The 4928-nt window shown below is 67.8% G+C and carries 4 protein-coding genes; 1 reads left to right on the top strand and 3 read right to left on the bottom strand.

Translation table 11 applies throughout. The features are described 5' to 3' along the window. Positions 1-6: 6 nt before the first annotated feature. A complete protein-coding gene (locus tag JWN21_RS12565) occupies positions 7-1167 on the bottom strand; it encodes a saccharopine dehydrogenase NADP-binding domain-containing protein (protein ID WP_299650641.1) in 1161 nt (386 codons plus the stop codon). A 113-nt stretch (positions 1168-1280) separates the two neighbouring features. After that, positions 1281-3068: an ABC transporter transmembrane domain-containing protein gene (locus tag JWN21_RS12560; RefSeq protein WP_299650638.1), complete on the bottom strand. Its 1788-nt coding sequence runs from the start codon at positions 3066-3068 to the stop codon at positions 1281-1283. A gap of 110 nt (positions 3069-3178) precedes the next feature. Between JWN21_RS12560 and JWN21_RS12555 the strand changes: the two genes are divergently transcribed. Continuing rightward, on the top strand, positions 3179-4396 hold the full coding sequence (locus JWN21_RS12555) for a polyhydroxyalkanoate depolymerase (protein WP_299650635.1): 1218 nt from the start codon (positions 3179-3181) through the stop codon (positions 4394-4396). A gap of 196 nt (positions 4397-4592) precedes the next feature. Here the strand turns inward: JWN21_RS12555 and JWN21_RS12550 are convergent. Next, on the bottom strand, positions 4593-4928 hold a 336-nt coding region (locus JWN21_RS12550; RefSeq protein ID WP_299650632.1), incomplete at its 5' end, for a pyridoxamine 5'-phosphate oxidase family protein.

The raw sequence follows: 4928 nt of genomic DNA, 5'->3' as shown, positions 1-4928 counted from the left end.
GGGCTGTCATTTCACCACGAACGTCAGCCCCGCCTTAGCCTTCAGCCGCTCGCGCAGCGGCGCGCCCATCAGCGCGCCGGGCGTCCAGATACCGCCGTCACCCTGCACGTCCTCGACCAAGCATAGCGCCGACTCCGCGATCATCTTGCTGGTCGAGCCATAGCCCGGGTCGCGGTCGCCGGTCACGGTCGCGTCGACGCGGGTCCCGTCCGGCATCTCGCCGATGAACAGCAGGTCGTAGTGACCGTTGTCGCGCTCTTCCTTGGAAGGGCCTTCGCCGGGCTTGGGCCCCTTGTCGCCGGCGAACGGGTTGATCTTGGCGATCGCCTCCGCCGCCGCCTTGGCCATCTCGCCGACGCCGGGCGCGACCATCATCTCGTCATAGCGGAAGTCCTCGCCGAACGGGTGGCCGAGCAGGAAGTTGGTGCGGTGGACGTTCTTGGTGTTGATCGGCGCCATCACGAACGGCGCGACCCAAGCACCCAGCGTGCCGTCATATTCCGGCACCAGCCCGCTCGGTTGGCCCGGTCCGGTGAAGCCGGGGGTCAGCGCGAACGAACTGGCGAGGAGCTTGAACAGCGACGGTTCCCTGGCGGCGGCGGCGAGCGTCGCCTTGAGGCTTGCGGCAGTGCCACCGGAGAAGCCGCCCTGCATCTTGCGCACGCGACCCTTCACCCGAGGCGCGGGCTTGCCGAAGCGTTCGCGCGCGGCCTCCTGCAGCGTCAGTACGCCGAGATCGAAGGGAATGGAGTCGAACCCGCAGGAGAAGACGATGCGCGCGCCCGTTCGCTTCGCCTCGGCCTCGTGGGCGTCGATCATCTGGCGCATCCACGCCGGCTCGCCGCACAGGTCGACATAGGCTGTCCCCGCCGCCGCGCAGGCCGCGACCAGGGTCGAGCCGTAGAGCTGATACGGGCCGACCGTGGTCAGCACCACGGTTGTGCGTTCAACCATCGCCTTGAGCGAGGCGGCGTTGTCGGCGTCGGCAACGACCAGCGGCAGGTCGGCGGGCGCGCCGATCAGGTCGCGGACCTCGGCGAGCTTGGCCGCCGAGCGCCCCGCCATCGCCCACCGCGTGCGGCCGGGGTATGCCTGCACCAGATACTCGGCGACGAGCCGGCCGGTGAAGCCGGTCGCGCCGTATACGATGATGTCGAAGTCGCGCATGTTCCCCTCCCGCTTGCGGGAGGGGCCAGGGGAGGGAATGTCCCCGCCGTCCTGCTCCGCTTTGATCCGACATGCCCTCCCCCAGCCCCTCCCGCAAGCGGGAGGCGAGCAGCCTACGCCGCCTCGCTGAACTGCAGGCTCGCGAGGCGCGCGTACAGGCCCGACCGCGCGATGAGTTGTGTGTGGGTGCCCTGCTCCACGATGCGACCGCCATCCATGACGATGATGCGATCGGCAGCGCGCACCGTGGCGAGGCGATGCGCGATGACGAGGGTCGTGCGGTTCGCCATCAGCCGCTCCAGCGCCGCCTGAACTAGTCGTTCGCTCTCCGCGTCGAGCGCGCTGGTCGCCTCGTCCAGCAGCAGGATCGGCGCGTCGCGGAGCAGCGCGCGGGCGATCGTCAGCCGTTGGCGCTGTCCGCCCGACAGCCGCGCGCCGGCCTCGCCCATGAAGGTGTCCAGTCCCTCCGGGAGCGCGCGGAGGAACTCGGCCGCGTTGGCCGATTCCGCCGCCGCCCAGAGCTGCTCGTCCGACGCCTCCCAGCGACCGTAGCGGAGATTGTCGCGCGCCGACGCGGCGAAGATCACCGCGTCCTGCGGCACCAGCGCCATGCGCTCGCGCACCGCAGCCGGATCTGCGTCGCGCAGGTCGACGCCGTCGATCGTAACGCGGCCGACTTGCGGATCGTAGAAGCGTTCGGCGAGCTGGAAGAGCGTCGACTTGCCCGCGCCCGACGGCCCGACCAGCGCCACCGTCTCGCCCTGTGCCACCGCCAGCGTGAAGTCCGACAATGCGGATACCTCCGGCCTGGTCGGATAGCGGAACGTCACCCCCTCGAACGCCAGCGCGCCGCGGGCCGGGGTCGGCAGCGCGATCGGATTAGCAGGCGCGGCAATCTCGGGCCGTTCGGCGAGCAGCTCGCTCAGCCGTTCGGCCGCGCCAGCCGCGCGCAGCAGGTCGCCATAAACCTCGGTCAGCGCGCCAAACGCGCCCGTGACCAAGCCCGCGGTGAAGATGAACGCGGTCAGCGACCCGCCCGACAGCCGCCCGGCGGCGACATCGCTGACCGTGGTCCACAACAACAGCGTCACCGCGCCGAACAACAGGCCGATTACCAGCGCGGTCATCAGCGCGCGGATGCGAATGCGGCGCTTCGCGGTCGTGAAGCTGCGATCCACGGCAGCGGCGAAGCGCTCCTGCTCGCGCTGTTCCTGCCCGAACGCCTGCACCACCTTCATCGCGCCCAGCGTCTCTACCGCCATCGCGCCGATGTCGGCGATGCGATCCTGGCTCGATCGCGAATGGCTGCGGACGCGCTGGCCGAGCAGCACCATCGGCAGGACGATGATCGGAATGCCGAGCAGCAGCAGCCCGGCGAGCTTGGGTGCGAGCAGGAACAGCGACACGATGCCGCCGATCCCCATCAGCGTGTTGCGCAGCGCCACCGACACGGTGGTGCCGACCGCGTTCTCGATCTGCGCGGTATCCGAAGTCAGCCGCGACGCGACCTCGGACGGGCGGTTCTCCTCGAACCACCGTGGCGCCAGGCGAAGCAGGTTGGCCTGCACCGCCATCCGCACGTCCGCCACCGTGCGCTCGCCGAGCCACGACACGAAGTAGAAGCGGAACGCAGTCGCGACCGCCAGCACCGCGACCAGTGCGAACATCGTATAGAAGGCACGGTCGATATGCGCGGTGTTGCCGCCGTCGGTGAAGCCCTTGTCGATCACCGACTTGAAGGTCCACGGGATCGCCAGCGTAGTCGCGGAGGTGACGAATAGCGCCGCGATCGCGATCGCCAGCTGCGCCGGATAGCGCGAGGCGAACCGCCAGACGATCGCCAGGCTGCCCAGCCGCCGGCCTGTTTCGCGGGTAGGGGCTGAGGCGGCGGGTTCGGGCATGGTGCCGCGCCTAGCAGGCGGTCGCCGCGCCCTCAACGCCGCCGAAGCGTTGTGCAGCGCGTCAAAAGCGTTACGACGCGCGCAACCTCTTGTGGGTTACGGGAATTCGGATGCTCTACGCCGCACATGAATGGCAGAAATCGATGCTTACCAGCGCGGGCGCGTGGGCAAGCTGGGGCGCGGAGATGTGGAGCAGCCCCGCCAGTCCGTTCGCGTACATGGGCGGCGGCAATGTGATGGCGTCGGCGCTGGAGGTCTTCGCGCATGCCGCCGCACCGCGCGGCAAGCCGGCGTTCGGCCTGACGCATACCACCGTCGGCGACCGCGAGGTCGCGGTCACCGAGGAGATCGTCCTCGCCAAGCCGTTCGGGCAGCTCAAGCGCTTCGCGCGCGACGGCATTGAAGGTGGCCCCAAGCTGCTGATCGTCGCGCCGATGTCGGGCCATTATGCAACGCTGTTGCGCGGTACGGTCGAGCGTATGCTGCCGGTGGCCGACGTTCACATCACCGATTGGGCCGATGCCAAGCTGGTGCCGCTGAGCGACGGACGCTTCGATCTTGACGACTATATCGACTATCTGGTCGAGTTCCTGGAGGCGATGGGGCCGGGGTCGCACATGCTCGCGGTCTGTCAGCCATCAGTGCCGTGCTACGCGGCGGTCGCGCTGATGAGCGCCGATGCGCATCCCTGCCGGCCGAAGACGCTGACGATGATGGGCGGCCCCGTCGACACCCGCGAGGCACCAACGGCGGTCAACACGCTTGCGACGAAGCGCCCGCACGCCTGGTTCCAGCATAATGTCATCGCCACCGTGCCGGCGGGCTATCCGGGTGGCGGGCGCCGCGTATATCCGGGCTTCCTCCAACTCGCCGGGTTCATGTCGATGAACCTGGGCGATCACATGCAAAGCCACTGGGAAATGTTCAAGCATCTCGTCCGCGGTGACGACGAGAGCGCGGATCAGTCGAAGGATTTCTACGAAGAGTATCGTTCGGTCTGCGACATGACCGCCGAATTCTATCTGCAGACGATCGATGTCGTCTTTCAGACACACGCCCTGCCGATGGGTACGATGCGGCATCGCGGTCGCCTGGTGGATCTGGGTGCGATCACCGACGTGGCGCTGCTCGCCGTCGAGGGCGAGCGCGACGATATTTCAGGGCTGGGCCAGACCAAGGCGGCGCTGACGCTCGCGACCAACCTGCCGGCCGACAAGAAGCGCTACTACATGGCGGAAGGAGCCGGCCATTACGGCATCTTCAACGGCTCGAAATGGCGAACCAAAATCGCGCCGGTGGTCGAGGAGTGGATGGCGGCGAACAGCTGAGCGGAAGTTCCGTAACTTCCGCCCGCGTGGAACTTCCGCTGATCGGTCTTGGCTCGATGGACGCGCGACGGATCGCGGTGATGGTTATCCATGATGTGAAAGAGAGACGCTGACGCGGCTAGATACCTGCCACGCCAGCGTGCTTGTAGGACAGCTTTGTTTGATCGCCGACGCCCACGGCGAACCGGTCATCTCGTCAGGCGACCGAATCCACCACTGCATGGCTGGACGACTCACCCGGCGTGATCGTGCCGCCGAACAGCATCTTCACCCGGCCACTGAGCGATACGTCGGTCTCCCAAAGTTCGGCGGAGTCGATGTCGAAGCGGTTGAGCCGCGCATCGGCCTTGCCGTTGGGGAACCACGCCTCGACCCGGTTGTCCCAGAGCTTGTCGAACGTGGCCTGGTCAGTCTCCTGGCTGACGCTGCCCGCAAGGCAGGCGAAGAAGTCGTGTCCCTTGCCGACGAACTGCGCCATCGCATCGCCGCCCTTGGCGATGCGGTTGTCGTGGCCGGAGAAGATGAACAGCGC

The organism is Sphingomonas bacterium, assembly GCF_028292945.1.
GTDB lineage: Bacteria > Pseudomonadota > Alphaproteobacteria > Sphingomonadales > Sphingomonadaceae > Sphingomonas.
This window is presented reverse-complemented; position numbering and strand designations above follow the sequence as displayed.